Below are 25988 nucleotides of genomic sequence, written 5' to 3' on the forward strand. Positions count from 1 at the left end.
GGGATCGCCCCCGTGCACCGCGGAAGTCGAACGACCGACCCGACAGACACTCGGGGCGGATGCCGAAAGCACGGGTGTAGAGGCGCTGAAAGGTGAAAACTAACTCGGAATCCGGTGTGTGGGACTGTGCTGCACTCCCCGGCACCAGGGCGGTCCGGTCCCCGACCTCCATGTCCGCACACGTTGCGACGGGAGCGGGCGGGTGACACGCCGGGTAACTCGGAATCGAGTGGGCTCGACGCCGTTCGGAGTTACGGCGAGTCGCCCCAGGGTCGGTCGCTGGCCGCTGGTGGGCGGCAACTAACTCGGAGTGCAGTGGAAACGCTTTTCCACGGGGCCGCGAACGGACAAGCCATGCAGGAGCACGGTGAGGAGTCGGCCGACGCGGGCGACGAGCTGTTCCAGGCCGTCGAGGAGGGCGGCGGCGACACTATCTTCGCGAACCGCGAACTGCTCAACATCGACCACGTCCCCGACGAGACGCGGATCGTCGGCCGCGACGAGCACATCCGGGACCTGGCGAACGAGGTCGGGCCCGCGGTGACGGGCTCGCCGCCCAACTCGGTGATCCTCTACGGCAAGACCGGGTCGGGCAAGTCCCTCGTCGCCAACCACGTCATGGAGCGGGCCCGGAGCGAGGCCCGGCGCCGCTCCAACCGGCTGGCGACCGTCACGGTCGACTGCGCCCAGGCGAAGGGCGAGGCCGACGCCGTCCAGACGATCGCGACCGGGATCAACTCGCCCGGCTCGGGCGTCGACATCCCGACGCGGGGCATCTCGACCAACGAGTACTACAACCGCCTCTGGGAGATCCTCGACCGCGAGTACGACGCGGCGCTGGTCACCCTCGACGAGGTCGACCGCCTCGACGACGACAACGTCCTGATGTTGCTCTCGCGGGCGCGCGAGGCCGGGAAGGTCGACGTGCCGATCGGCATCATCTCCATCTCGAACAAGGTGAACTTCCGCGAGCAGATGACCGAGCGGGTCAAGTCCAGCCTCGGCCACAACGAGTTCATCTTCGACCCCTACGACGGCGAACAGCTCCGTCAGATCCTCGAGAACCGGCGCGACGCCTTCTGCGACGGCGTGCTGGAGGCCGGCGTCATCCCGAAGACCGCCGCCCTGGCCGCCCAGCGCCACGGCGACGCGCGCAAGGCCATCCGCCTGCTGCGCCACGCCGGCGACTACGCCAAGAACAAGGGCCTCGACGAGGTGACCGAGGACCACCTCGAACGCGCCCAGGAACAGGCCGAGGTCGAGCGGCTCAAGGAGCTCATCGCCGGCCTGCCGCCCCACAGCAAGTACGTCCTCTACGCGCTGGCGAACCTCACCGCCAACACCGGCCCCGAGGAGGACTGGTTCCGGACGACCGTCATCTACGATGTCTACCAGAAGGTCTGCGCGGCCGAGGGCGCCGACGACCTGACGACCGACTCGATCCGCGGGCTGCTCAGCGAACTCGCCTTCCTCGAGGTCACCGAGTCCAACCAGGAACACGGCGGCATGGGCAAGGGCACCTACAAGGAACACCGCCTGCTGTGGGAACCGAGCGTCGTCTTCAAGATGGACCCCGACCCCGCGCAGGTCGACGTCGAGCGCTGAGGTCACCTCGTCGGCGACGACGGCGAAGTCGACGGCCGACACGCAGCCGCGACCGGGAGAAGGGGGGCGGACGGCGTTACGACGTCGAGGGCGTCGTCTGCACGTCGAGCGCCTTGCGGACGATCTGGGTGAAGCTCATCGAGCAGACGAAGTACCAGACGATCCACGCCCACATCGGGCCGATGCGCTGGTTCCAGGTGGCGATCTCGCCGATGAGCGGGAGGACCATGGCCGGGCCGGTGCCGGCGACCATCTCCGGCGTCTGGACCATGAAGTAGATCCAGAGGAACACGGGGATGTTGACGAGCATGATCCACACCATCGGCCGGAACTGCTCTTTGAACATGCCGAGCTGGTCGCCCATCGCCTCCATCTGCTCCTCCTGGATCTCCTCCAGGGCCTCGTCGTCGCCGCGCTCCTTGGCCTCCTTGCGGCGCTCCTGGATCTCCTGCATGCGCTCCTGGTACTCGCCCATCTTCTCCATGTTCATCAGCTTGCCCTGCAGCACCGTCGAGCTGAAGCCGGTGAACGTGGCGAGCACGAGGATCATGATGTAGAAGGGCATCACGTCCGCCAGCGGCCCGAGCGCGAGGTCGATCACGCCGCCGACGCCGTTGCGGATCGGCGCCTGCGAGTAGCCGAGAAAGAGGGCGACCGTCGCGACGGCCGCCAGCTTGTCCCAGCGGGACCAGCCCTCGTCTTCGTCGTCGGTGGAGCCGCTCGACGCGGTCGAGGTGCCGCTCGACGCCGACGACCCCGAGCTGCCCGACGACCCGTCGGTCGAGCCGGCCTCGGCGGGCGCGTCGTCGCCGAGCGCGTCGCGGACGCCCTCGGGGTCGTCGACGACGAACCCCTCGCCGTCGACGTCGACGAGGATGCCCTGCTCGATGAGCCGGCCCCACTCGCCGCTGGTGATGTCGCCGCTGACGTCGCTCCACTCCACGGTGCCCTGCTCGTCGGCCACCCGGAGCACGCGCGCCATGGCGTCGGCCATCGACTGGCTCTCCTCGGCCAGCGACTCCGCCTTTTCTGCCGTCCGTGCCATTGCTATCTATCTCCGTCCTCGGTCGTTATCAACCTTTAATTCTCCCGGTCGCTCCCGCAGGGGAGTCACGCCTCGGCCTCGACGGCCGCCTTCACGTCCGCCCAGACCTCGTCGGGCGTCTGGTCGCCGTCGATCTCGACGTAGCCGTCGTGGTCCTCGTACAGCTCCAGCACGGGCTCGGTGTTCTCGTGGTAGACCGACAGCCGGTTGCGCACGGACTCCTCGTTGTCGTCCTCCCGCTGGTAGAGCTCGCCGCCGCACTTGTCGCAGACGCCCTCCTCCTCGGGCTGGTTGAACTCGACGTGGTAGTTGGCGCCGCAGTCCTCGCAGACCCGGCGGCCGGTGAGGCGGTCGACCAGTTCCTCCTCGGGCACGTCGAGGACGAGCACCACGTCGAGGTCGGTCATGTCCTTCAGCGCCTCGGCCTGGTCGCCGTTGCGCGGGTAGCCGTCGAGGACGAACCCGTCCGTGTCCGACAGCGCCTCGCCGACCATGGCGTCGACGACCACGTCCGGGACCAGGTCGCCCCGGTCCATGTACTCGCCGGGCGTGTCGTACTCGGTGTCCATGTCGCTGATGTCCATCTCCTTGTTCGCCCGCAGGGCGTCGCCCGTCGTGACGTGTTCGACGCCGAATTCGTCGGCGAGACGCTCGCTCTGGGTGCCCTTGCCGGCGCCCGGCGGACCGAGAATCAGGATCTTCGGGTTCATGTCGCCCGCTTCGACGCACCGCCGCTTTATAGTGTCGTTCTCGTCGCCGACCGCGGGGCGCCGGGAGCGGCGGCGACCGGCGGCCGGGGCCCCGGGCGGCGCTCCCGTCGGTGGACTTACCACCTCGCCGCGCGGACGCCGACCCGTATGGACGAACGCGTCCGGCGGACGGTCGAGACCTACGAACGGGTCGCCGACACCTACGAGGAGATCCACGGCGACCGCTCGGTCGTCGCCGACATCGTCGAGCAGTTCGTGACCGCGGTCGGCCGGGCCGACACGTGGACCCGCGCCGACGGGAGCGACTCCACGGGTCCGCCGCGGGTCCTCGACGTGGGGTGTGGCCCGGGCTGGGAGTCGGCGGCCTTCGCCGAGGCCGGCTTCGAGGTCGTCCCGTTCGACCTCACGCGGTCGTTCCTCGGGCAGGCGCGCGAGCGCGTCCCGGAGGCGACGCCCGTCCGCGGGGACATGCGAGCGCTCCCGTTCGCCGACGGCGGCTTCGACGGGCTGTGGGCCTGCGCGTCGCTGTTGCACGTCCCCGAGCGCGAGGTCCCCGGGACCCTCGCCGAGTTCGAACGGGCGCTCGCCGACGGCGGCGTCACAGTGGTCTCGCTGAAGGCCGCCGGCACCGACGACGAGGCGGCCGCCGGCACGGCGGGCGGGGGCGACCGCGCGGGCGTCGACCGCAGTCCCTACGACGACGACCGCCGCCACTTCGAGCGCTACGGCCCCGATCGCGTCCGCGAACTGTTCGCGAACGCGGGCTTCGAGGTGGTCTCGGTCGAGACGGACGACGGGGACGGCACCGGCTCCGAGGACGCGTGGGTGGCCGTGACCGCGCGGGCCGGGGACTGAGGTCACAGCCGGCCGACCGGCGACCGGCGAGTCACAGCCAGCCGACCAGCGGCGCGACCAGCAGGGTCACCCACAGCAGGGTCCCGGCGGCGACGAGCGGGTTGACCGTCTCGGTCGACGACCGGCGGCTGACCGCCCCCGCGGCGAGCAGGCCGATCGCGACGACGACGCCGACCCGGTGGAGCACCACGTCGAGCGACAGCACCGTGACGCCGAGCGCCCGGTAGTCGACGACGATCGCCGCCCCGACGCCGAGGGCCGCGACCGAGAAACTCCTGACCGGGTCCAGGTCCCGGCCGAACACGTGGGCGACGGCGGGGAGCCCCAGCGCCAGGACCGGGTACAGCCCGGCGGCGATGACCTTCGGCGAGATGTCGGCGAAGCGGTTCTCGAGCGCGATCCCGCCGAACCGGACCGACAGGTAACAGCCGAACAGCGCCGCGAACAGCAGGGCGTACGAGAGCCCGCGGACGACGAGCAGGGCGTCCTCGCGGTCGAGCCACCCGCGCGCGAGCAGCCCGGAGACGACCGCCCGCTTCGCCGCCCCGACGGGGCCCGCGCTCGCCCGCAGCGACCGGTCGAACTCGCGGGGGGACGGCCGGTTCCCGGCCGTCGCGGTGCGCCGCCGGACGAGCGCCGTCGCGTCGCGGCCGGCGACCAGCCCCACCGCTGCGAGGCCGGACCCGATACCCCCGGCGCCGAGCAGGCCGACGAAGTCGACGACCGTCGCCCAGCCGTCCGAGCCCAGCGCCCGGCGGTTCCCGAGGTACATCCGCCAGACGGTCTCGACCGAGGGCTCGCCCATGAACTCCCGTTCCAGCCGGTCGCGCGTCGCGTCGGTCGCGTGGACGGTGTGGCGCAGGCGGAACCAGTCCCAGTGGTCGCTGTGGGCCTGGACGGCGACCCACTCGTCGGACTCGAACGGCGACTCGTAGATCCGGAGGTGGTCGCGGGCGCCGAAGTAGTTCCCGTCGTGTAGCTGGTAGGTCTCGTCGATCCACCGCCCGCCGACGTTGCGCTCGCCGTGGCCGGTGTACGGCGCCGCGCGGTAGGGCCGGCGCGTCTCGTTTGGCCCCGGCTCGGTCAGGACGTAGTTGTGGACGTAGAGATAGCGCGTCGCGCCGCGCGCGGCGGCCCACTCGACGACCGTGCCGTTCGCCCCGGCCGCGGCCGCGGACTCCCCCGCGGTCGTCGGCCCCACGTCCTGCCACTCGGCGGTCGTCTCGTTCCAGGTGGCGCCGCCCCGCTCGGTCAGGAAGTACCGGACGGTCTCGGCGTCGGCGTAGACCACGAGGTTGATCGCGAGGGTCCGCCCGCTCGCGGACCGGCGGGTGCTCGTGTACGGCCAGAAGACGTTCTCGCCCGGCCGGGGCTCGACCAGCTTCGCCGGCGTCGTCCCCACCCGGGGGTCGTCCGGCCCCGCCGCCGAGAGAGCGAGCGACCCCGCGCCCGCGACCAGCACGACGGCGACGAGCAGGCCGAGCGCGACCGAGGTCGACGGTGGCCACGGCTGCTCCACGCGCGCCGTATGCGGTCGACGCTAATACGCGTTCCGGGGGTCGTGCGGGCGACCGCCCGCTCGCCGACGCCCGTCGGTCCGCCGACGCGACGGCCGCCGGTCCACCGAGGTCACGACCGCCAGAACGCCGGCGTCAGCAGGACGAGCACCGGGATGATCTCGATGCGTCCGACCCACATCAGCACGATGAAGGCGACCTTCGTCGTCGCCGGGAACCACGCGTAGTCCCCGTACGGTCCGGCCGCCCCGAAGGCGGGACCGATGTTGAGGAACGTCGCCGCCGACGCCCCCATCGCCTCGAACTCGCCGATCTGCTTCCCGGCCCGCGCGGCGTCGGTGACGACGAACACCGTCAGGAGCACGAAGACGATGCCACTCAGGAGGACGTAGGCGTACACGTCGCGGACGACCTCCTCGTCGACGACCTGCCCGGACAGCCGCACCGGCCGTATCGCGTCGGGGTGGATCTCGCGAAACAGGTCCCGGCGGAACGACTTGACGACGACCAGCCAGCGCAGCGTCTTGATCGAACACGTCGTGCTGCCGGCCATCCCGCCGGAGAACATCGCGAGGAAGAGCATGTGCTTGGCCGCCGCCGACCACCCGTTGAAGTCGACCGTCGCGTAGCCCGTCGTCGTCAGGATGGACACGACCTGGAACAGCGAGTGGCGGGCCACCCGCTCGACCCGGGTGAACTCCCCGGAGGCGACCAGAAAGGCCGCGGTCAGCCCCGTCAGCCCGAGCACCACCGCGAGGTAGAAGCGGAACTCGTCGCTGTCGACCAGCCGCGAGGGGTCGCCCCGCGTCAGGTGGTACAGCAACACGAAGTTCGTCGCGCCGAGGAACATGAACGGGATCGTCGCCCACTGGACCGCCGGCGAGAACGCGCCCAGGCTCCCGGCCCGCGGCGAGAACCCGGCCGTCGAGACAGCGGTGAACGCGTGGGCCACCGCGTCGTAGAGCGTCACCTCCGGCCCGAGGCCGACCGCGCCGATGGCCAGCCACGTCGCGACCATCAGCCCGGTCAGCCCGGCGTAGAGCCAGCCGAGCAGGCGGGCCGTCTCCTCGATCGAGGGTGTGAGCTTGTTCACGTCCCGGGTCTGGGACTCGGTCTCCATGAGCTGGGCGCCACCGATCGACAGCTGCGAGAGGACGGCCACGGCGATGACGAGGATGCCGAGCCCGCCCATCCACTGCAGGAGCGCCCGCCAGAGGTGGATCGCCCGGCTGTGGGTGTCGAAGTCTGCGACGACGGTCGCGCCCGTGGTCGTGACGCCGCTGGTCGACTCGAACAGCGCGTTGACGGGGCTCGCGAGGTTCCCCTCGCCGGCGATCAGGAACGGGACCGCGCCGACGACGGCGATGGCCAGCCACGTCAGCGCGACCATCAGGAACCCCTCGCGGATGCCCAGATCGTCTCTGCCGAGCCGTTCGAGCGCGATCCCGGCGCCCAGCGTCAGGACCGCGGTCGCCAGGAAGGGGACGAGCGGCTCGCGGTACCACAGCGCGACGAGCGCCGTCCCGACCAGCGGCGCCGTCAGCGCCTTCAGGACGGTCCCGACGAGGCTCAGGCTGGTCGCCCAGTCGACCCTGAGTTCGCCGACGACCCTCATCACGCGCTCACAGCTTCTCGGTCACTTCGTCGAGTACCTCGGTGTCGACGAAGACGATCACGTGGTCGCCCTCCCGGACGACCGTGTCACCGCGCGGCGTGATGTGCTCGTCGCCGCGGGTGATCGCGCCGATGACGACGCCCTCGGGGATGTCGGCGGCCGACTCGCGGATCGACCGGTCGACGAGGACGCTCTCGGCGTCGATCTCCAGTTCGAGCACCTCGGCCCTGTCCCCCTCGATGATCGAGACGTTCTCCGCGCGGCGGGCGCGGGTGAACCGGGTGATCTCCTCGGCGGTCGCCTTCCGCGGGCTGACGGCCACGTCGACGCCGACGGCCTCGAACAGCTCCGCGAAATCGCCCGTGTTGACGACGGTGATCGCCCGCTTGGTGCCCTTTCGCTTGGCGAGCAGCGTCGCGAGCAGGTTCTGCTGGTCGTTGGTCAGCGCGGCGACGATCACGTCGGCCTTCCCGACGTTCTCCCGTTCGAGCAGTTCCTGGTCGGTCGCGTCGCTGTTCAGGACGGTGGTGTTGGGCAGCTTCTCGGCGAGCCAGCGGGCCCGGTCCTCGTCCTGTTCGATCAGCCGCGGGGAGAAGCCACGCTCTTCGAGCAACCGGGCGGTCTGGTAGCCGATCTCCCCGCCGCCGACGATGACGATGTCCTCCGGCCCCCGCTCCCTGGGGGCGATCTCGGAGCTGAAATCGCGGATGCTCTCGGGGCTGCCGATGGCGACGACCTCGTCGCCGGCCCGTAGCCGGGTGTCACCGCGGGGGATCACCACCTCGTCCTCGCGGATGATGGCGGCGAAGGTCAGCGAGTCGAAGCGGTCGGCCTCGGCGACGGTCTGGTCGGCGACCGGGCTCTCCGCGGGGATCTCGAACTCCGTCATCTGGACGAGCCCGTCGGCGAACGTGTCCACGTCCTGGGCGGTCGGCAGGCCCGCCAGCCCGACGATGGCCTCCGCGGTCAGCAGGTCCGAACAGACCATGAAGTCGACCCCGAAGGCGCCGCGGGCGCGCTGCCAGGCGGTGAGGTACTTCGGGCTCTTGACGCGAGCGATGGTGAACGCGTCGCTGACGACGTTGGCCGCGCCGCAGGTCACGATGTTCGTCTCGTCGTCGTCGGTGCTGGCGATCACCATGTCGGCGTCGGCCACGCCGGCCTCCTCGAGCGTCTCGACGTCGCTCCCGTCGCCCTCGATCGGCAGCACGTCCAGCGAGTAGGTGAGCGACTCGACGCGGTCGCTGTCGATGTCGACGACGACCACGTCGTGGGACTCGGCGAGGCTCTCGGCGATCGTCGACCCCACCTCGCCGGCGCCGACGATCACCACGCGCATGTGCGGCCCTCCGCGTGCATGCACCGGGCTTTACGCGGCGGGCCTAAGTGGATTTCCCTCGGTGGCGGAGCGTGACACGGCCGCCGGCAGCGCCGCGAACACGGGCGCCAGCCGGGGCGAGTCGCCGCCGACGAACGCTCCGGCCGGTCCTCTCACCGGGAGGCCGGGACGTACGGCGACAGCCGCCCGGTCAACCGGTCGGAGTGCTGGATGAGGACCGTCCCGACGACGCTCATCACGAGGACGTACCCGACGGCGAACGGCGGTATCACCGTCGAGACGGGTTCGGGCGCGCCGACGGCGAGCGTCGCGATGACCAGCGAGAACTCCCCGCGGGGGACCAGCCCGATCCCCGTCCGCAGCGAGCGCACCGGCGAGAGGTCGTAGAACCGACCCGACACCGTGCCGCTGACGAGTTTGGTCACCGTCGAGGCGAGGACCGCCGCGCCGAGCAGCCCGGCGACGGTCGTGACGACGGTCACGTCGATCGTCAGCCCGATCGAGAAGAAGAAAAACGCCGCGAACAGGTCCCTGACGGGCGCGATCTGGTGTTCGATCCGGTCGACGTGGTCGGTCTGGCTGAACGCCGCGCCGACGAAGAAGGCCGCGACCGCCTCGCTGAGACCGAGCGTCAGGGCGGCGCCGGCGACGAGCGTCGTCGCCGCCAGCACGCCGATCATGAACAGCTCGTCCGGGCCGAGGTCGAAGGCCCGATCGATGACGGCGGTACCCCCCCAGGCCGCGACGCCGAGGACGCCCAGGAAGGCGAAGGCGACGCCCACGTCCGCCGCGACCGCCGCGACGTCGCCGCTCCCGCCGACCAGCGCCGCCATCACGGCCAGGTAGACGGCGATGAAGAGGTCCTCGTAGACGAGCGTCCCGAGGATCGGCCCGCTCTCGGCGTTGGCGATCCACCCCTCCTCGATGAGCGACTTCGTCACGATGGCCGACGAGGAGATGTAGACGACGCCCGCGACGAACAGCGTCGTGACCGGATCCAGCCCGAACGCCAGCCCGATCGCGATCCCGACGCCGAAGTTGAGCGCGAGGTCGACGGTCCCCGCGGCCAGGATCCGCCGCCGGTCGGCGAGGAGCTTGTCGACGCTGAACTCCAGCCCGAGGAAGAAGAGCAGGAGGACGACCCCCAGTTCCGCGAGCACGTCGATGTACTCCGTCTCCGGGACGAGCGTAAGCGAGACGCCCAGGACTGACGTGGGTTCGTGCGGGCCGACGACGATGGCGGCGACGATGTACGCCGGGATCACCGACAGCGAAATCCTATGGGCGACGTATCCGACCGCCGCGAGCGCGGCGAGCGCGATCCCGACCTCGACCAGCGCCTCGCTCATCCGTCCCCGCCGATCAGCGCCTCGAACCCCGACTGCTCCTCGCGCGTGCCGAGCGTGACGAGCGTGTCGCCGGCCCGAATCCGCGTGTCGGGCGTCGGGTTCGGGATCGTCTCCTCGCCGCGCTGGATCGCGATGATGGACGCGCCGGTCCGCTGTCTGATCGACGCCGTCTCGAGTGAGACGCCCGCCAGTTCCGCCTCGTCGTCGACCTCGTGCCACTCGATGATCGCCTCGCCGAGCGGCACCGCCACCTCGTCGAGTTCGACCGGCTGGAAGTACGCCCCCTCCAGGATCGACCCGAACTTGCGCGCCTGGTCGCCCGACAGCGTGAACAGCTGCTCGCTGTCGGCGTCCTCGTCTGGCCGCAGGTACACGTCCCGCTTCCCGTCGTGGTGGAGCACGACGACCAGTCGCTGTCCGCCGTCGATCTCCATCTCGAACTTCCGCCCGACCCCGGGCACCTCCGTCTCGTAGATGGTCATGGCCCGACGTTGGGTCGGGTGGCAAGTAAGTAGTACCGGCGGCCGCCGCGTCGCGCCCGCCCCGCGCCGGTCAGCGCACCGCCGTCACGTCCGCCAGTACGCCGGCGTCAGGATGACGAGCACCGAGAGGATCTCCAGCCGACCGATCCACATCAGGAAGACCATGTACAGCTTCGCCGGGGCGGAGAACAGCTCGAAGTTGTTCATCGGCCCGACCGCGCCGAAGCCCGGGCCGATGTTGCCCAGCGTCGCGATGGCGACGCTCATCGCCTCCAGCCCGGTCAGGTTCATCTCGTCGACGAACAGGCTGTCGACGTACAGCAGCACCGTCGAGACGGCGAACAGCGAGAGGAAGATCATGATGAAGACGAACACGTCCCGGAGCGTCCCCTCGTCGACGGCCTCGTCGCCGACCCGGACCGGCTTGACGGCCTCCGGGTGGATCGACGTGAACAGCGACCGCGCCATCGCCTTCCGGACGAGCACCCAGCGGACGATCTTGATCGACCCGGCCGCGGACCCCGCGGACCCGCCCAGGAAGAAGGCGAAGAGCAGGACCGTCTGGGCGGCGGGGTGCCAGTAGTTGAAGTCCATGCTCGCGTACCCCGTCGTCGTCACGATGGCGGCGACCTGAAAGGTCGCCTGCCGAAGCGAGTTCTCCAGGTTCCCCGGGATGGGGGCGATGTTCGGCGCGGCCGAGGCGACGCCCAGGCCGGTGAACAGGAGGGCCGCGATGACGGCGGTGACGCCGGCCATCAGCCCGAGGTACGACCGGAACTCGGCGTTGTCGGTCAGCCGGTCGACCTGCCCGTCGAGCGCGTACCAGAACAGCGCGAAGTTGGTCCCGGCGACGACCATGAACGGGACGACCGCCCACTGGACCGCCGGCGTGAACGCCTCGATGCTGCGCCCCTCGGGCGAGAACCCGCCGGTCGGCATCGTCGTCAGCGCGTGGGCGACGGCGTTGTACACCCCCATGTTCGGCGCGAGCCCGACGACGTTGAGCGCGTAGTAGACCAGCGCCGCCAGGACGGTGAACCCGGCGTAGATCTTCCACAGCGCCCGCGCGGTCTCCTGGATGCGCGGCGTGAGCTTCTCGATGGAGATGCCGGGGGCCTCCTCGTTCATGATCTGGGCGCCGCCGACCGACAGCTCCGGGAGGATCGCGACCATCAACACGAGGATCCCCATCCCGCCGAGCCACTGGGAGAGCTGGCGCCACATCAGCAGCGCGTGGGAGTGGGTCTCGAAGGAGATGCTGTTCATGACCGTCGATCCCGTGGTCGTGAACCCGCTCATGCTCTCGAAGAGGGCGTTGACGACCCCGTCGATGGTGTGCGCCCCGACGCTGCCGTTGCCGGCGACGAGGTACGGGACCGTCCCGAGGACCGGGATCACGAGCCACGAGAGGCTCACCAGCAGGAACGCCTCGCGGTGGCCGAGTTCGCTGTCCCTCGGGGAGAGCTGTTCGAGGCCGAACCCGACCGCGACCATGACCGCGCTGGCCGCGACGAACGGGAGCACGCTCTCGCCGTAGTAGATAGCGACGAGCACCGGGAACAGCGGCGCGGCCGCCAGGTACTTGACGACCGTCCCGACCAGCGAGAGGCTGAGACGATAGTCGACGTACCGATCGGTGACGACCGCCATGAGACAACTGTCACGGACCGGGCGGTGGAAGATGTACGTTTCGGAACCGGCGCGCGGCCGCGGCCACCGGGCACGGATCCCGGAGCGGACGCGGGCCGGCCGCTGGACGCCGATTTCGAACCGTCCCGCTCGCGGCCGTCGGACAAAGTGGTTAAGTTGGGTCGCTCGTAGGGAACGACCATGGAACGGTTCGTCTCCCCCGGGACACGTCAGTCGACGGCAGGACCGGAACCGAGCTGCGACCGCGGGCGGGGACGGCAACGATGAGCGCCCTCCTCGACCGGGTCGTCCTCCCGGTCGCGAACGAGGACGACGCCGCGGCGACCGCCCGCGCGCTCGACGGCCACGAGTTCGGGTCGATACTGGCCGTCCACGTCGTCGAGAAGGCCGGCGGTGCCCCCGACAAGGCCGGCGTCGAACAGCGGGAGGAGGCCGCCGAGGAGGCGTTCGCGGTCCTCGAAGCCTACTTCGGCGACGACGCCGACGTCGAGACGGAGATCCGCTACGATACCGACGTGGCCGACGCCGTCTTCGCGGCCGCAGACGACTACGGCGCGTCGTCGATCGTCATCACCCCCCGCGGCGGGAGTCGGTGGATCCAGCTGCTCACCGGCGACGTGGCCCTGTCGCTGGTGACCGAGACCGACCGACCCGTCGTCGTGTTGCCCGACATCGAACGAGCGGACGGTGGCGAGGAGGGACGAGAGTGAGTGACGAGGAACTGGCCAAGGACCTGGGCCCGCTGGCGGCGCTGACGATCGGCGTCGGGACGATGATCGGCGCCGGGATCTTCGTCCTCCCGGGCGTCGCCATCGAGGAGGCCGGCAGCCTCGCCGTGGCGGCGTTCGTCCTCGGCGGAGTCATCGCGCTGTTCACCGCGATGTCGGCGAGCGAACTCGGAACGGCGATGCCGAAATCCGGCGGCGCGTACTTCTACGTCAACCACGCGCTGGGCCCGCTGTTCGGCTCGGTCGCCGGCTGGGCCAACTGGCTCGGCCTCGCCTTCGCCTCGGCGTTCTACATGTACGGGTTCGGCGACTACATGACCCAGATCATCGGGATCGAGGGAACCTACGGCGCCGGCCCCCTGCAGATCACGGCGGTCAAACTCATCGCGCTGGCCGGCGCCGCCTTCTTCACGCTGGTCAACTACGTCGGCGCCAAGGAGACCGGCAGGCTCCAGAACGTCATCGTCGTCGTCCTCGTCGCCATCCTCACCGTCTTCACCATCTTCGGGTCGCTCCGGGCCGACCCGGCGAACCTCCCCGACCCCGCGGGCTACGGCCCCATGATGGCCACTACGGGCCTGATATTCGTCTCCTACCTCGGGTTCGTCCAGATCACCAGCGTCGCCGAGGAGATCAAGAACCCGGGCAAGAACCTCCCGCGCGCGGTCATCGGGAGCGTCCTCATCGTGACGACCATCTACGCGCTCGTCCTGCTGATCATGAGCGCCGCCGTCCCCCAGGGATTCGTCGCGGAGGTGTCCGCCGCGGGCGACACCGCCGTCGTCGAGGTCGGCCGCCAGATCCAGGGGACGGTCATGGCCGGTGCGCTCCTGTTCGGCGGGCTGCTCGCGACCGCGTCGTCGGCCAACGCGAGCATCCTCGCCTCCTCGCGGATCAACTTCGCGATGGGGCGGGACAACATCGTCACGCCGAAGCTCAACGAGATCCACGACCGCTTCGCGACGCCGTACCGCTCGATCGGGATCACGGGGCTGCTCATCCTCGTCTTTATCGTCTCAGCGGACCTGGAGCTGCTCTCCTCGATCGGCTCGGCGCTGCACCTCATCATCTACGGTCTCCTGAACATCGCGCTGATCGTCATGCGGACCGCCGACCCCGAGGAGTACCGGCCCGACTACACCGTCCCGCTGTACCCGGTCGTCCCGATCCTCGGGACCCTCTCGTCGTTCGCGCTCCTGTATTTCATCATCGATCCCGCGAAGGTCGTCAGCGCCGTCCTCGTGGTCGGCGCGATGGCGTGGTACGTCTTCTACGCCCGGACCCGCACCGAGAAACAGGGGATCCTCTCGCAGTACATCCTCGAACGCTCCGAGGAGATGCCCGAGCCCGCCGTCTCCGCGGCCGCGGGCGTCGCCCCCGACGGCGGCGACTACCGCGTGATGGTCCCGCTGGCCAACCCCGAACACGAGGAGGACCTGATCACCCTCGCCAGCGCGCTGGCGAAAGCGAAGGGCGGGACGGTCGTCGCCACGCACATCGTCACGGTGCCCGACCAGACCTCGCTGGCCAGCGCCCGCGAGAACGCCGACGACATCGACGCCACCTCCGAGGCCCTGCTCGACCGCGCCCGGGCGAACGCCGAGACGTTCGGCGTCCCCGTCGAGACCCACACCATCCTCTCCCACCGCGGGTTCGAACAGATATTCGACGCCGCCCGCACTCACGACGCCGACCAGGTCGTCATGGGCTGGGGGCCCGACGCCCACGGCTCCCCCGGCCGCGCCGAGTCGGCCTTCGACGAGATGGCCGGTGACCTCCCCGCGGACTTCCTCGTCCTCCGGGACCGCGGGCTGGACACCCAGCGCGTGCTCGTCCCCACGGCGGGCGGCCCGGACTCCGACCTCTCCGCGGAGATCGCCACGGTCCTCCGCCGGGAGTTCGGCGCCGAGGTGACCCTCCTGTACGTCGCCGACGAGGGCGAGAGCGCCGCGGGCGCGGACTTCCTCGCCGGCTGGGCCGGCGACCACGATCTGGGCGACGCGAACATGCGCGTCGAGACCGGCGACGTGGAGACCGCCATCGAGGCCGCCGCCGAAGACGCGACGCTGGTGATCCTCGGCGCCAGCGAGCGGGGCCTGCTCCAGCGCCTCGTCGGCGGGTCGGTCGTCATGGACGTGGTCGAGGACGTGGACTGTTCGGTCCTCCTCGCCGAGAAGCGCACCGAGCGGTCGCTCCGGGAGCGGCTGTTCGGCTGACCGCGCGGTCGCGCCCACCGGGGTTTCGGTCCCCGCCGACCGGCCGCTACCGCCCCGTGAACACGCGGAGGGTCTCCTCGGCGAGGCCCGTCCTGGAGAACAGCGTCACCGTCTCCCCGCCGGAGATGGCGGTCGTCCCGTCGGGCGTCACGCCCTCCTCGTCCTCGTCGCTGTCGAGCGACACGACGAGCACGTCCCTGTCGAGCAGGCCCTCGTCCGCCGCGTTCTCCAGGGTCTTCCCGACGATGGGCGCGTCGTCGCCGACCTGCAGTTCGACCACGTCGGCGTCGTCGCTGATGTCGGCGATGCCCGTCACCGGTTTCGCCGGGTCGTCGCCGTCGGCGCCGAACGGCTCGTAGGGCTGGAAGTGCTCGCGGTGCAGCAGGTCCTCGTCGTCGATGTGGACCCCGATCGCCGCGATCTCCCGCGAGATGCGTCTGATATCGGCCATGTCCCTGCCGACGACGGTCACGTGGAGGTCCTCGTCGCCGGTCATGAGCTCCCGGACGTTGACCACCCCCGGGATATCGAGCACCCGCTGGGCGAAGCGCTTGCGGTCGGTCGCCGACGCCGTGCAGAGGAACAGGTTGGTGAGCCGACCGCCGAGTTTCTCGTAATCGACCTGGGCGTGGTACCCCTCGATCACGCCCTCCGCTTCGAGACGGCGGATCCGGTTCCGTATCGTCGCCGGCGACACGTCGACCTCGGCGGCGATGTCCGGCGCCGACGTGTGTCGCGCGTCCTCCGCGAGCATATAGACGATCCGCCTGTCGATCTCGTCGAACCGATCGCTCATACTTATACGTACGATCGGATCGAAAATAAGCACCCCTGTTTCGTCGGCTTCCGTTCCGCGAGCGACCGTTTCTCGCCCACATCACTCGTCGTGGAGACCGACAGGACCGGAAACGAGCGGATAGCGGTCGTCTCACGGTCTGGAAACGATCGCTGAAAATTCAGCGCAAGATACGAACGATAGCCCAGCTATCGGAACGTATTTTACGGATTCGATGTATCTAGCGGAGTATGTCCGAGCCCAGAGACGGAGAACGGGACGTGATGACGCACGCGCTCGTCCCGGTGGCCGACGAGTCGGACGCGAGGGCGACGGCCAGGGCTCTCGCGCCGCACGACCCCGACCGGGTGACCGTCACGTACGTCGTCGAGAAGGGCGGCGGCGTGCCGGACAAGACCCCGGTCGAACAGAGCGAGGCGGTCGCGAACGAGGCGTTCGAGGCCTTCCGCGAGGAGTTCCCGTCGGCGGACGACCGTATGCTGTACGACTCCGACGTGGTCGACGCGATCGTCCGGACGGCCGACGAGGTCGACGCGTCGGCGATCGCGTTCCGCCCGCGAGGTGGCAACCGGCTGGTCCAGTTCCTGGCCGGCGACAAGACGCTCCGGCTCGTCACCGAGTCCGACCGACCGGTCGTGACGCTCCCCGACCCCGAGACGGACGCCGAGGTCGAGGAGGTCACGCCGGAGGACCCGACCGAGACGGGGGACGAGCCGGAATGAGCGGCGACGAGGAACTCGCGAAGGACCTGGGCCTGCTGTCGGCGATGACGATCGGGATCGGGACGATGATCGGCGCCGGGATCTTCGTCCTCCCGGGGGTCGCCGCCCAGGAGGCCGGACCGGTCGTCGTCGCCTCCTTCCTCGTCGGCGGCGTCGTCGCGATGATCAACGCCTTCTCGGTCTCCGAACTCGGGACGGCGATGCCCAAGGCCGGGGGCGGCTACTACTACATCAACCGCTCGCTCGGTCCGCTGTTCGGCTCGATCGCCGGCATGGGCGACTGGATGGGGCTCGCCTTCGCCTCCGCCTTTTACTGCATCGGGTTCGGCCAGTACCTCACCACGCTGGTCCCGATCCCCGGCTTCCTGTTCCTCGCGGACATCCAGGTCGGCGCGCTGATCGCGGGCCTGATCTTCGTCGCCGTCAACTACGTCGGCGCGAAGGAGACCGGCGGCGTCCAGACGGTGATCGTCCTCACCCTCCTGTCGATCCTGAGCGTCTTCGCCGTGGTCGGCTGGCTATCCTTCGACTACGCCGTCCTCGTCGGCGAGGGCGGGCTCTCCCCGATGGGCTACGGCGCCATCCTCCCCGGGACCGCGGTCGTGTTCGTCTCGTTCCTCGGCTACGCCAAGATCGCGACCGTCGCGGAGGAACTGAAGAACCCGGGGCGGAACCTCCCGATCGCCGTCATCGGGAGCGTCGCCCTCGTGACCGTCGTCTACGGGATCCTCGTGACGATCATGCTCGGGGTCGTCCCGTGGCCGGACCTGAGCCGGGACGCCCCCGTCGCCCAGGTGACCGAGATCGCGTTCCCCGGCGGACTGACCGGCGTGGCGGTGACGGTCGTGACGCTCGCGGCGCTGCTGGCGACCGCGTCGTCGGCCAACGCGAGCATCCTCGCCTCGGCGCGGATCAACTTCGCGATGGGGCGGGACGGCATCGTCACCGACTGGCTCAACGACATCCACCCCTCCTTCGCCACGCCCTACCGGTCGATCCTCGTCACCGGGGCCGTGATCCTCGTGTTCATCGCGGCGCTGGGCAAGCAACTCGAAGTGCTCGCGAAGGCCGCCAGCGTCCTCCACCTCATCGTCTACGCGCTGATCAACGTCGGCCTCGTCGTCTTCCGGGAGGCCGACGTCGAGGAGTACGACCCCGACTTCACGGTGCCGTTCTACCCCGTGACGCCGATCCTCGGCGCGGTGGCCTCCCTGGCACTCGTGACGTTCATGGACCCGATCGAGATCGGCCTCTCGATGGCGTTCGTCGCGACCGCCGTGGTCTGGTATCTCGTCTACGCCCGCCGGCACACGGTCTACGAGGGCGCGCTCGGCGAGTTCGTGACCGAACGCTCCGAGGAGATGCCCGACATCGCGGTCTCCGCGGCGGAGACGGTCGCGCCGGACGGCGGCGACTACCGCGTGATGGTCCCGCTGGCCAACCCCGAACACGAGAAGCACCTCATCACGCTGGCGAGCGCGGTCGCCAAACAGCGCGGCGGGTCGGTCCTCGCGACGCACATCGTCACGGTGCCCGACCAGACGCCCCTGGACCGCGCCCGCGACCGGGCCGACGACATCGACGCCACCTCGCAGGGCCTGCTCGACCGCGCCCGCGAGGACGCCGAGACCTTCGGCGTCCCCGTCGAGACGACCACCATCGTCTCCCACCAGGGCTACGAGGCCGTCTTCGACGCGGCCCGCACACACGAGGCGGACCTCGTGGTGATGGGCTGGGGACCGGACTCGCACTGGTCGCCCGGCCGGGCCGAGTCGGCCATCGACGACGTGACCGGCGACCAGCCCTGCGACTTCCTCGTCCTCCGGGACCGCGGGCTGGACACCTCGCGGATCCTCGTCCCGACGGCCGGCGGCCCGGACTCGGACCTGAGCGCGGCGGTGGCGACCGACCTGCGCCGGGAGTTCGACGCCGACGTGACGCTGCTGTACGTCGCCGACGAGGGCGAGAGCGCCGCGGGCGCGGACTTCCTCGCCGACTGGGCCAACGACCACGACCTCGGGAACGCGAAGCTCACCGTGGAGACCGGCGACGTGGAGACGGCGATCGAGACCGCCGCCGAAGACGCCACGCTGGTCGTCCTCGGGGCGAGCGAGCGCGGCCTGCTCCAGCGACTCGTCGGCGGGTCTGTCGTCATGGACGTGGTCGAGGACGTGGACTGCTCGGTCCTGCTCGCCGAGAAGCGCACCGAGCGGTCGCTCCGGGAGCGACTGTTCGGCAGTCAGTAGTCGTCGAGCGCTCGCTGGTCCGGCCCGCGCCGCTCGCTCTCCGGGACGTTCGTCGCCACGATCTCGTCGACCTCGCCCCGGGAACTCGCGTCGCTGTTTATCGCCCGCGTGGCGCCCTCCCGTTCGACGAAAAAGCCCGCCTCGGCGTAGCGGTCGTACGTGACGCCGCTGTTCGAGAGGACCACGGAGACGCCCCGTTCGTCCAGTTCGACGGCCACCTCCAGCAGCCGCTCCTGGTCGGCGCGGTCGAAGCCCGCGGCGCTGTACTCCGCGAAGTCCGCGGTCGGGCTCATCGGCTCGTAGGGCGGGTCGAAGTACACCAGGTCGCCCGGCTCGGCCGCCTCCAGCACGTACGAGAAGTCGCCGTTGCGCAGCTCGGCCCCGTCGAGCGCCGCGGCGGCCGCGCGGACCCGGTCGGCCTGCACCCAGTCGGGGTCGGCGTAGCGGCCGATCGGGACGTTGAACCCGCCGTCGGCGTTCTCGCGGTAGAGCCCGTTGTAGCAGGTCCGATTCAGGTACAGCAACAGCGCTGCCTCCTCCAGGCGGTCGTCGTCGCGCTCGGGCCACCCGTCGCCGTAGGCGCGCTCGTTGAAGCGCGCCCGTTGCTGGTAGTAGTACTGCTCGACCTCGGCCCCGCGGCGCGTCTCCTCGGCGAACGGCAGGTCTGGATCGGGGTCGGCCTCGGGGTCACGGAACTCGCGCAGGCGGTCGATCAGCGCCTCGGGGCGGTCGCGCACCTGCTCGTAGAAGTTCACCAGCCGGGGGTTGGTGTCGTTGACCGTCGCTTCGGCCGGCTCGAGGTCGAAGAAGACCGCGCCGCCGCCGAAGAACGGTTCGTGGTAGCGGTCGAACGACTCGGGGAAGCGGGCGTACAGCTCGTCGAGCAGCTGCCGCTTGCCCCCGGCCCACTTCAGTACCGGCTTGGCCATCCACCGGACGGTGGGCGGACACCCTCTTAAGCGCCCGGCATCGCCGGCGGACTCCGACCGGTCGGCCTCCGATCGACCGGCCACTCGGAGCCGCTCGACCGCTCGCTCCGCCGCCCGATCAGTCCCCGTCGGCGGGGAAGAACAGTTCCGGCTCCTCGTGGCTGAACGTGACGTACTCCTCGGCGAGGTTCCGGACGTGGGTGTAGACGCGGCCCTCGCCGGCGGCGACCTCGCCCAGCCCCTCGACCGCGGCGTCGTCGTAGTAGAGCGGACAGCAGACCGCCCGCTCGCCGCCTTCGTCCTTGAGCACGACGAGCGCGAAGTGGATACCGCTCTCGACGCGGTAGACGTCGTGTTCGTCGAAGTCACCGGCGTCGACCCACTCGCGCAGCCGCTCGAACTCGTCGTCGGGGACGAGCACGTCGAACCCCCAGCGGTCGCCGGTGACGGCGGTCACGTCGCCCGGGTGCAACTGGAGCGTCTCCCAGCCCGCGTCCTCGAACTCCGCGGCCGTGGCCTCCATGTCGCCGATCAGGTCCTCCCAGTGCTCGCGGACCGCGCTCGCCGCGCCCGTCCCCGCGAACGCCGGCCCGCCCGCGGCGTCCTCGTCGTCGGTCATGCCCGGGAGTCCGGGCGGCCCCGCGGAAAAGGTGTCGGCTCTCACCGGCCCTGTCCGGTGTCTTCTGGTTCGTCTCGAACCGGGTGGACCGCTACGCCCACCCGTCGGGGACGGTTTCGACGATCTCGCTGGCGTTCTCGTAGACAGCGTCGATACGCTCGACCGCCTCGACGACAGTCCCAGGGGACGGATCCTCGATCTGGCTGTAGAAGAGCAGTCCGTGGTCCCCGCCATCGACGTAGAAATCGTCGTCGTTAGTGAAGACGACCCAGCCGTTGGTTTCGGCATAGGCCGCGATCTCCGCGTCCGTCGCGTCGTGTTCCAGAACGTCTTCGACGGTCGTCACGGTCGCGTTCCCGTCGGCCAGCGCACGCAGATACTTCTCCGGGACGTTCTGGTCGCAGAGTATCCGCATCTATTCCGCGCGACTCTCGGCCCGGATCGACTGGCGACGAGCTCGCTTCTGTTTCCGCAGGGTGTCCATCAGTTCAGGATGCTCGTCGTAGTACTCGACGGCTGCCCGGACCTGAGCGGCGTCAAGCCCCAACTGCTCGGCGGCGTCCCCCTCCGACCAGTCCCCCCGCCGGACCGCCTCGCCGACCTGGAAAACGCCCACACGCGTCCCCTCGATGCGGGGCTTCCCGTGCAGTACGTCGGCCGTCTTCACGATCCGAACAGCAGTACTCATGGTAGCTACTACTACCGGCCAACGCGAAATAAGCGTTCGGACGATAGGCGTCGCAACTCGCACGCCTCCCAGACTCAATCGTCACCGGCCGCTTCGTCACCGACCGTCTCGCCCCCGGACCGCTCCGCGGCCGCGTCGATGGGGTCGGAGTCCCAGTAGGGGTGGTCGTCGACCAGCCGGAAACACGCCGCCCGCTGGCCCGGCGCGTCGCCGTCGTAGTCGTCGGGCGCCTCCGCGCGGCAGGCCTCCCGGGCGTGCGGACACCGGGTGTGGAACCGGCAGCCCGCCGGCGGGTCCCGCGGCGAGGGCACGTCGCCTTTCAGCGGGTCGACCCGGCGGCCCTGCTCGCTGGTGTCGGCGCGGGGGACGCTCTCCAGCAGCGCCCGCGTGTAGGGGTGCTGGGGGTCCTCGAAGATGGCGTCGACCGGGCCCCGTTCGACGATCTCGCCGAGGTACATCACCGCGACGCGGTCGGAGATGTGCCGGACCACACTGAGGTCGTGGGCGATGAACAGGTAGGTCAGCCCCATCTCCGCCTGCAGGTCGTCGAGGAGGTTGAGGATCTGCGCCTGGACGCTCACGTCCAGCGCGCTCACGGGCTCGTCGAGCACGAGGAAGTCCGGTTCGAGCGCCAGCGCCCGGGCGATGCCGAGCCGCTGGCGCTGGCCGCCGGAGAACTCGTGGGGGTAGCGGTCGACCTGGTCGGCCGACAGCCCGACCCGCTCCAGCAGTTCCTTCGCCTGGTCGCGCCGTATCTCGTCGATCGACCGGTCGACCCGCACTTCCACGACCACTTGGTCGTCGCCGCTCCCGCCGCCATTACCGCCATTACCACCATCTGACGCCGCCGATCCGCCGCCCCGGACCACCTCGGCGGCCAGGTCCTCGGCGACGGTCGCGGACAGCTCCCCGCCGCGGCGCCGGACCGTCACGTGGACGGTGGCGACGCCGTCGACGGCGTCGACCACGCGGTCGGCGTCGTCGGCCACGCGGACCTCGACCCGGTCGGCGTCGATGCCGTCGACGTTCACCTCGGCCTCGGTCCGCACGTCGGGGTCGGTCTCGGGCAGCCCGTGGATCACGAGCGGTTCGGTGACGATGGCCCCGGCGGTCTGGCGCGGGTCGAGGCTGGAAAAGGGGTCCTGGAACACCACGCCCGCGCGGCGGCGGAACGCCGCCACGTCGTCGCGGTCGAACACCGACTCGCCGTCGAAGCGCACGTCCCCGGCGGTCGGGTCCTGCAGCGCGAGCAGCGTCTCGCCGGTCGTCGACTTGCCACAGCCCGACTCGCCGACCAGCCCGAGCGTCTCGCCCTCGGCGACCTCGAAGCTCACGCCGTCGACCGCCCTGACGCTCCGGCTCTCGGCGCCGAGCAACCGGTCCAGTAGCGAGTCGTCGTCCGCGAAGTGCTTCTTCAGCCCCTCGACTTCCACCAGCGGGCGGTCCTCACTCACGGCGACCACCTCCGTTCGACCCGCCGTCGAGCTCCCCGCTCCCGTCGAAGAAGCCGTCGGGGAGCGCGGCGGCCTCGCTGTACTCGCGCTCGGCGAGGACGCACCTGGCGCCGTGCTCGCCGCCGAGGTCGAACTCCGGCGGCTTCTCCAGGCAGTGCTCCATCGCCTTCGGGCAGCGGTCGGCGAAGTAACACCGGTCGTCCATCTCCTCGTCGCGCAGGCTCGGGACCGACCCCTCGATGGGTTGTAATCGCGCCGCCGGGTCCGCCAGATCGGGGATCGACCCGACGAGCCCCTCGGTGTAGGGGTGGACCGACTCCTCGAAGATGTCTTCGAGCGTCCCGCGCTCGACGATCTCGCCGGCGTACATGACGCAGACCCGGTCGCTCATCCGCGCGATGACGCCCAGGTCGTGGGTGATGAGCAGGACGCTCATGTCCCGCTCGGCCTGGATCTCCCGGAGGAGTTCGAGGATCTGCGCCTGGATGGTCACGTCCAGCGCGGTCGTCGGCTCGTCGGCGACCAAGAGGTCGGGCTCGCCGGCCAGCGCCTGGGCGATCATCGCCCGCTGGAGCATCCCGCCGGAGAACTCGTGGGGGTACTGCTCGGCCCGCTCAGCGGGGTCGGGGATGCCGACCTGCTCCAGCAGTTCGACCGCCCGGTCGTGGCTCTCCGGGTCCGTGTAGTCGCGGCCGGGGACGACCCCGTCCAGCAGGTACGACCCCAGGCCGTACCCCTGCGTGCGCGAGCGGGTCGAGCGGGGGCGGGCGCTCGCGCGGCGCTGGACCTCGACGGCCTCGGCGATCTGCTCGCCGACCGTCAGCGACGGGTTGAAACTGCTCATCGGGTCCTGGAAGATCATGCTGAACGACGGCCCCCGCAGCGACCGCCGCACCCGCTCGGGCAACTCCAGCAGGTCGACCATCTCCCCGTCGGCGGCGTCCGGGAACTCCTCGGCCAGCTCGGGGTCGCGGTAGCGGATCTCCCCCTCGGTCACCCGGCCCGGCGACTCGACGAGGTCGACCAGCGAGAGGGCCGTGACCGATTTCCCGGAGCCCGACTCGCCGACGATCCCCAGCACCTCCCCCTCGCGCACGTCGAAGTCGACCGACTCGACGGCGTTGACCTGCCCCCGCTCGGTGAAGAAGCGGGTCGACAGATCGCGGACCTGGAGGAGGTCGCGGGCGTCGCTGTCGACATCGGTGTCAGTATCCGCGTCGCTCATCAGACGCCACCCCCTTCACCCTCGATGCCGGGGTCCAGCGCGTCGCGGAACCAGTCGCCGATGAGGTTGATGCCGATGACCGTGAGGACGATGGCCAGCCCCGGCATCGCGGCGATCCACCACGCGGTCGTCTGGTACTCCCGGCCCTGGGAGATGTCGAAGCCCCACGAGAGGGTCGTCCCGGAGAACCCGAGGAAGGATAGGGCGCTCTCCAGCAGGATGATCGCCGCCACCTGGATCGTCGCCAGCACCAGAATGGGCGTGAGGCTGTTGGGCAGGACGTGCTTGCGGATGACGAACCGGTCGGAGGCGCCCAGCGACTCCGCGGCGGTGACGTACTCCTCCTCGCGGACGGACAGCGCCTCCCCGCGGGCGACGCGGGCGAACCACACCCAGTTGACCAGCCCGACCACGACGATAACGGTCCCGGGGAGCGTGAACGTCTCCGGCATCCCGGTCGGGTAGGTCAGCCCGCCGGGCAGCGATATCGCCCCGCGTATCACCGGTGCGATCCCGGTCACCACGAACGGGTCCGGGACCGCGACGCTCGCCTCGCCCCACAGCCCCACCAGCGCGATCGCCAGCACGAGCGACGGGAACGCGAGGCTCACGTCCGCGATCCGCATCAGCAGGTCGTCGACCCGGCCGCTGTAGTACCCCGAGACCAGCCCCGTCGGCACGCCCAGCAACATCGCAAGAGTCGTCCCCAGCAGGCCGACCAGCAGCGACGTGCGCGCCCCGTAGATCACCCGCGAGAGCATATCGCGGCCGAGCCCGTCGGTCCCCAGCGGGTGGGCGGTCGTCGCGTTTACCATGACGGTCTCGTTGGTGATCTGCAGGCTCCCGTTGACCATCTCCTGGCCGGTCTGTGTCTCGGTGCGGCTGAACCCCAGCGGCGGCTGTTGCTCGTTCTCGAGGTTCTGGTTCGTCGGGTTCCACGGCGCGACCAGCGGCGCGAACACCGCCAGCGCGACCATCAGCGTGATCAGGGCGATCCCGAGTTTCGCCAGGAAGCTGCGGTCGAACTCCCGGCGGAGGTTGCGCCGCGTCCGCGGCGACACCGACGAGCGCAGCGCCGATGCGAGTCGGACGGGGTTCAGATACCGGAGCAGCGTGTCGAGTCGTCCCATCAGTCCATCACCTGTGGATCCAGCGTCGCGTACAGCGCGTCGACGACGATGTTCACGACCACGAAACCGATGCCGATGACCACCAGACAGCCCTGGATGAGCGGCCAGTCGCGGTTGCCGATGGCGTCGATGACCAGCGTCCCCAGCCCCGGCCAGTCGAAGACCGCCTCGGTGATCACCGCGCCGCCGACGAGCGTCCCCATCTGGAGGCCGACGACCGTGATCACGGGGATGAGCGTGTTCCGCAGCGCGTGGCGGTACCGCACCAGCGTCTCGGGCAGCCCCTTCGCCCGCGCCGCGCGGACGTAGCCCTGGCCGAGCTGGTCGAGCATCCCCGAGCGGGTCAGCCGGGTGATCAGCGCCGTGAAGTACGTCCCCAGGGTGATCGCCGGCAGCGTGATGTACAGCAGCCACGACCGCAGGTCGGCCAGGAACCCGGACACGTCCAGCGGCGCGGCGTAGCCCTGCTGGGGCCCCGCGATCACCACCAGGTTCCCGAGGGCGTCGAGCAGCCCGACCGGGCGCGTGCTCGTCGGGAACACGTCGAACTGCACGGCGAAGACGATGACGAGCATCACGCCCAGCCAGAAGTTCGGCGTCGAGATGCCGACCAGCGAGAACAGCGTCGCGCCGTAGTCGGCCGGGCCGTGCCGGTGGGTCGCACTGACCACGCCCAGCGGGATCGAGAGCACGACCGCCACGAACGTCGCGGCCAGCGCCAGCTCCAGGGTGGCCGGCACCTTCGCCAGCACGCGCGGCCGGACAGGCGTCCGCGACCGGTAGGAGTAGCCCATGTCGCCGGTCAGCAGATCCGCGACGTAGTCGACGTACTGGACGTACAGCGGCCTGTTCAGCCCCAGGTTCTCGGCGATCCGGCGGCGGGTGGCCTGGCTGGCGTCCAGCGGCGCGATGAAGTCGACCGGGCTCCCCGGCGTCACGTACCGCAGCAGGAAGACGACGGTCACGACACCAAGCACGACCGCCAGCCCCTGCAGCGCCCGCCGCGCCAGGAACCGACCCATCGACGCCACGCTACCGCCCCCGCTCCGGCGCGTGCGCCCGCGTCGG

At 70.3% G+C, this 25988-nt stretch carries 23 protein-coding genes; 6 read left to right on the forward strand and 17 right to left on the reverse strand.

Annotated elements, in window-relative coordinates:
• The first annotated feature begins 354 nt into the window (after nt 1-354).
• Nucleotides 355-1605: an orc1/cdc6 family replication initiation protein gene (locus tag E3328_RS05920; RefSeq protein WP_135363672.1), complete on the forward strand. Its 1251-nt coding sequence runs from the start codon at nt 355-357 to the stop codon at nt 1603-1605.
• A gap of 76 nt (nt 1606-1681) precedes the next feature.
• On the opposite strand, the gene E3328_RS05925 is transcribed toward E3328_RS05920, so the two are convergent.
• Entirely contained in the window at nt 1682-2650 is a 969-nt protein-coding gene (locus E3328_RS05925) for a DUF106 domain-containing protein (RefSeq protein ID WP_135363673.1), read from the reverse strand.
• 65 nt (nt 2651-2715) lie between these two features.
• Complete coding sequence (locus tag E3328_RS05930) at nt 2716-3360, reverse strand: adenylate kinase (RefSeq protein ID WP_135363674.1); 645 nt, start codon at nt 3358-3360, stop codon at nt 2716-2718.
• A 147-nt stretch (nt 3361-3507) separates the two neighbouring features.
• Between E3328_RS05930 and E3328_RS05935 the strand changes: the two genes are divergently transcribed.
• Nucleotides 3508-4215: a class I SAM-dependent methyltransferase gene (locus E3328_RS05935; protein WP_135363675.1), complete on the forward strand. Its 708-nt coding sequence runs from the start codon at nt 3508-3510 to the stop codon at nt 4213-4215.
• 31 nt (nt 4216-4246) lie between these two features.
• Here E3328_RS05935 and E3328_RS05940 read toward each other — a convergent pair whose 3' ends face one another.
• The 6 genes from E3328_RS05940 to E3328_RS05965 all read right to left on the reverse strand — a co-directional run bounded on the left by E3328_RS05940 (nt 4247) and on the right by E3328_RS05965 (nt 12167).
• Nucleotides 4247-5734, reverse strand: coding sequence for a hypothetical protein (locus tag E3328_RS05940; protein WP_135363676.1), 1488 nt, complete (start codon nt 5732-5734; stop codon nt 4247-4249).
• A gap of 110 nt (nt 5735-5844) precedes the next feature.
• Nucleotides 5845-7347 (reverse strand): TrkH family potassium uptake protein, encoded by a 1503-nt coding sequence (locus E3328_RS05945; protein WP_135363677.1) that lies wholly within the window; start codon nt 7345-7347, stop codon nt 5845-5847.
• A gap of 7 nt (nt 7348-7354) precedes the next feature.
• On the reverse strand, nt 7355-8686 hold the full coding sequence (trkA, locus tag E3328_RS05950; RefSeq protein ID WP_135363678.1) for a Trk system potassium transporter TrkA: 1332 nt from the start codon (nt 8684-8686) through the stop codon (nt 7355-7357).
• A 152-nt stretch (nt 8687-8838) separates the two neighbouring features.
• Nucleotides 8839-10035 carry a cation:proton antiporter gene (locus tag E3328_RS05955; RefSeq protein ID WP_135363679.1) on the reverse strand — a complete coding sequence of 399 codons (1197 nt, stop codon included), beginning with the start codon at nt 10033-10035 and terminating at the stop codon, nt 8839-8841.
• A complete protein-coding gene (locus tag E3328_RS05960) occupies nt 10032-10517 on the reverse strand; it encodes a cation:proton antiporter regulatory subunit (protein ID WP_135363680.1) in 486 nt (161 codons plus the stop codon). Before E3328_RS05960 ends, E3328_RS05955 begins: the two co-directional genes overlap by 4 nt.
• An 84-nt stretch (nt 10518-10601) precedes the next feature.
• Nucleotides 10602-12167 carry a TrkH family potassium uptake protein gene (locus E3328_RS05965; RefSeq protein WP_135363681.1) on the reverse strand — a complete coding sequence of 522 codons (1566 nt, stop codon included), beginning with the start codon at nt 12165-12167 and terminating at the stop codon, nt 10602-10604.
• A gap of 263 nt (nt 12168-12430) precedes the next feature.
• On the opposite strand from E3328_RS05965, the gene E3328_RS05970 reads away from it, so the two are divergent.
• Both E3328_RS05970 and E3328_RS05975 read left to right on the forward strand, forming a co-directional pair.
• Entirely contained in the window at nt 12431-12877 is a 447-nt protein-coding gene (locus E3328_RS05970; RefSeq protein WP_135363682.1) for a universal stress protein, read from the forward strand.
• On the forward strand, nt 12874-15111 hold the full coding sequence (locus tag E3328_RS05975; RefSeq protein ID WP_135363683.1) for an amino acid permease: 2238 nt from the start codon (nt 12874-12876) through the stop codon (nt 15109-15111). The genes E3328_RS05970 and E3328_RS05975 overlap by 4 nt, the downstream gene beginning before the upstream one ends.
• Before the next feature lie 46 nt (nt 15112-15157).
• On the opposite strand, the gene E3328_RS05980 is transcribed toward E3328_RS05975, so the two are convergent.
• Complete coding sequence (locus E3328_RS05980) at nt 15158-15907, reverse strand: Lrp/AsnC family transcriptional regulator (RefSeq protein ID WP_135363684.1); 750 nt, start codon at nt 15905-15907, stop codon at nt 15158-15160.
• 230 nt (nt 15908-16137) lie between these two features.
• Here E3328_RS05980 and E3328_RS05985 point away from each other — a divergent pair, with 230 nt between their 5' ends.
• The gene (locus E3328_RS05985; RefSeq protein WP_135363685.1) at nt 16138-16629 is read left to right on the forward strand and encodes a universal stress protein; all 492 of its coding nucleotides are present in this window, start codon (nt 16138-16140) and stop codon (nt 16627-16629) included.
• The gene (locus tag E3328_RS05990) at nt 16626-18875 is read left to right on the forward strand and encodes an amino acid permease (RefSeq protein ID WP_135363686.1); all 2250 of its coding nucleotides are present in this window, start codon (nt 16626-16628) and stop codon (nt 18873-18875) included. The genes E3328_RS05985 and E3328_RS05990 overlap by 4 nt, the downstream gene beginning before the upstream one ends.
• Here the strand turns inward: E3328_RS05990 and E3328_RS05995 are convergent.
• The 8 genes from E3328_RS05995 to E3328_RS06030 form a co-directional block, all read right to left on the reverse strand.
• Complete coding sequence (locus tag E3328_RS05995; RefSeq protein ID WP_135363687.1) at nt 18869-19804, reverse strand: DNA adenine methylase; 936 nt, start codon at nt 19802-19804, stop codon at nt 18869-18871. The two genes, E3328_RS05990 and E3328_RS05995, sit on opposite strands and share 7 nt — an antisense overlap.
• Before the next feature lie 118 nt (nt 19805-19922).
• Nucleotides 19923-20423, reverse strand: a complete 501-nt coding sequence (locus E3328_RS06000; RefSeq protein ID WP_246022907.1) for a DUF7529 family protein — start codon at nt 20421-20423, stop codon at nt 19923-19925.
• A gap of 91 nt (nt 20424-20514) precedes the next feature.
• On the reverse strand, nt 20515-20838 hold the full coding sequence (locus E3328_RS06005) for a DUF5615 family PIN-like protein (protein ID WP_135363688.1): 324 nt from the start codon (nt 20836-20838) through the stop codon (nt 20515-20517).
• A complete protein-coding gene (locus E3328_RS06010; protein ID WP_135363689.1) occupies nt 20839-21111 on the reverse strand; it encodes a DUF433 domain-containing protein in 273 nt (90 codons plus the stop codon).
• Nucleotides 21112-21185: 74 nt separating this feature from the next.
• Complete coding sequence (locus E3328_RS06015; RefSeq protein ID WP_135363690.1) at nt 21186-22565, reverse strand: ABC transporter ATP-binding protein; 1380 nt, start codon at nt 22563-22565, stop codon at nt 21186-21188.
• On the reverse strand, nt 22558-23790 hold the full coding sequence (locus E3328_RS06020) for an ABC transporter ATP-binding protein (RefSeq protein ID WP_135363691.1): 1233 nt from the start codon (nt 23788-23790) through the stop codon (nt 22558-22560). The genes E3328_RS06015 and E3328_RS06020 overlap by 8 nt, the downstream gene beginning before the upstream one ends.
• Nucleotides 23790-24920: an ABC transporter permease gene (locus E3328_RS06025; RefSeq protein WP_135363692.1), complete on the reverse strand. Its 1131-nt coding sequence runs from the start codon at nt 24918-24920 to the stop codon at nt 23790-23792. The genes E3328_RS06020 and E3328_RS06025 overlap by 1 nt, the downstream gene beginning before the upstream one ends.
• The gene (locus E3328_RS06030; RefSeq protein WP_135363693.1) at nt 24920-25942 is read right to left on the reverse strand and encodes an ABC transporter permease; all 1023 of its coding nucleotides are present in this window, start codon (nt 25940-25942) and stop codon (nt 24920-24922) included. Before E3328_RS06030 ends, E3328_RS06025 begins: the two co-directional genes overlap by 1 nt.
• Nucleotides 25943-25988 lie beyond the last annotated feature (46 nt).

The organism is Halosimplex halophilum, assembly GCF_004698125.1.
GTDB lineage: Archaea > Halobacteriota > Halobacteria > Halobacteriales > Haloarculaceae > Halosimplex > Halosimplex halophilum.

Bases quoted from the DNA above. Each gene is read 5' to 3' on its own strand.
- E3328_RS05965 (WP_135363681.1), bottom strand. From the start codon at position 12,167: ATGGCGGTCGTCACCGATCGGTACGTCGACTATCGTCTCAGCCTCTCG.
- E3328_RS05970 (WP_135363682.1), top strand. From the start codon at position 12,431: ATGAGCGCCCTCCTCGACCGGGTCGTCCTCCCGGTCGCGAACGAGGAC.
- E3328_RS06025 (WP_135363692.1), bottom strand. From the start codon at position 24,920: ATGGGACGACTCGACACGCTGCTCCGGTATCTGAACCCCGTCCGACTC.
- E3328_RS05985 (WP_135363685.1), top strand. From the start codon at position 16,138: ATGTCCGAGCCCAGAGACGGAGAACGGGACGTGATGACGCACGCGCTC.
- E3328_RS05945 (WP_135363677.1), bottom strand. From the start codon at position 7,347: ATGAGGGTCGTCGGCGAACTCAGGGTCGACTGGGCGACCAGCCTGAGC.
- E3328_RS06010 (WP_135363689.1), bottom strand. From the start codon at position 21,111: ATGAGTACTGCTGTTCGGATCGTGAAGACGGCCGACGTACTGCACGGG.
- trkA (WP_135363678.1), bottom strand. From the start codon at position 8,686: ATGCGCGTGGTGATCGTCGGCGCCGGCGAGGTGGGGTCGACGATCGCC.
- E3328_RS06020 (WP_135363691.1), bottom strand. From the start codon at position 23,790: ATGAGCGACGCGGATACTGACACCGATGTCGACAGCGACGCCCGCGAC.
- E3328_RS06000 (WP_246022907.1), bottom strand. From the start codon at position 20,423: ATGACCGACGACGAGGACGCCGCGGGCGGGCCGGCGTTCGCGGGGACG.
- E3328_RS05955 (WP_135363679.1), bottom strand. From the start codon at position 10,035: ATGAGCGAGGCGCTGGTCGAGGTCGGGATCGCGCTCGCCGCGCTCGCG.
- E3328_RS05920 (WP_135363672.1), top strand. From the start codon at position 355: ATGCAGGAGCACGGTGAGGAGTCGGCCGACGCGGGCGACGAGCTGTTC.
- E3328_RS05980 (WP_135363684.1), bottom strand. From the start codon at position 15,907: ATGAGCGATCGGTTCGACGAGATCGACAGGCGGATCGTCTATATGCTC.
- E3328_RS06005 (WP_135363688.1), bottom strand. From the start codon at position 20,838: ATGCGGATACTCTGCGACCAGAACGTCCCGGAGAAGTATCTGCGTGCG.
- E3328_RS05995 (WP_135363687.1), bottom strand. From the start codon at position 19,804: ATGGCCAAGCCGGTACTGAAGTGGGCCGGGGGCAAGCGGCAGCTGCTC.
- E3328_RS05930 (WP_135363674.1), bottom strand. From the start codon at position 3,360: ATGAACCCGAAGATCCTGATTCTCGGTCCGCCGGGCGCCGGCAAGGGC.
- E3328_RS05935 (WP_135363675.1), top strand. From the start codon at position 3,508: ATGGACGAACGCGTCCGGCGGACGGTCGAGACCTACGAACGGGTCGCC.
- E3328_RS05960 (WP_135363680.1), bottom strand. From the start codon at position 10,517: ATGACCATCTACGAGACGGAGGTGCCCGGGGTCGGGCGGAAGTTCGAG.
- E3328_RS05925 (WP_135363673.1), bottom strand. From the start codon at position 2,650: ATGGCACGGACGGCAGAAAAGGCGGAGTCGCTGGCCGAGGAGAGCCAG.
- E3328_RS06030 (WP_135363693.1), bottom strand. From the start codon at position 25,942: ATGGGTCGGTTCCTGGCGCGGCGGGCGCTGCAGGGGCTGGCGGTCGTG.
- E3328_RS05990 (WP_135363686.1), top strand. From the start codon at position 16,626: ATGAGCGGCGACGAGGAACTCGCGAAGGACCTGGGCCTGCTGTCGGCG.